Source organism: Tsukamurella conjunctivitidis (assembly GCF_007858475.1).
GTDB lineage: Bacteria > Actinomycetota > Actinomycetes > Mycobacteriales > Mycobacteriaceae > Tsukamurella > Tsukamurella conjunctivitidis.
Genome location: NZ_VIGX01000273.1, coordinates 1 through 534, shown reverse-complemented (window position 1 = coordinate 534; position 534 = coordinate 1). Strand labels below are relative to the sequence as shown.

Here is a 534-nt window from a genome sequence, read left to right as displayed (position 1 = left end):
CATGGCCCGGACGGCATCCGTGATCTCGTCGACGAAGCGGAACGATCCGATGTACTCGATCTCGCGCGTCACCAACTGACCCAGGGCGGAGGGCACCTCTCCTGCAGGCGTGTTGCCGACCTGCACCACGCGACCACCCTTTCTGACGCTGAGGAAGAGATCCCCCAGGGTCCGGGGTGCCCCTGACGCCTCGATGACGACGTCCACGTCCTCGGGCAGGTCCTGTCCCTCCGCACGGTTCACGACCTGGTCGGCGCCCATGCGACTCGCGATCTCCAGGCTGGGGGGCGCAATGTCGGAGGCCCAGACCTCTGCGGCACCGGCGAACTTCGCGGCGGCCACACACAGCGAGCCGATCGGACCCACGCCGTTGACCAGGACGCGCTGCCCGTGCAGGTCCCCCGCACGGTGCACGGCATGGAACGCAACGCCCAGGGGCTCTGCGACCGCACCGTGACGGGTGGACAGACCGTCCGGCAGGACACGGATCTGGTCCGCCCTGGCCACACGGTAGGTGGAGAAGCCACCCTGCTC

At 68.9% G+C, this 534-nt stretch carries 1 protein-coding gene; it reads right to left on the bottom strand.

From position 1 onward, the window contains the following. On the bottom strand, positions 1-414 hold a 414-nt coding region (locus FK530_RS25365; protein ID WP_205124285.1), incomplete at its 3' end, for a zinc-binding dehydrogenase. Between the last annotated feature and the right edge of the window lie 120 nt (positions 415-534).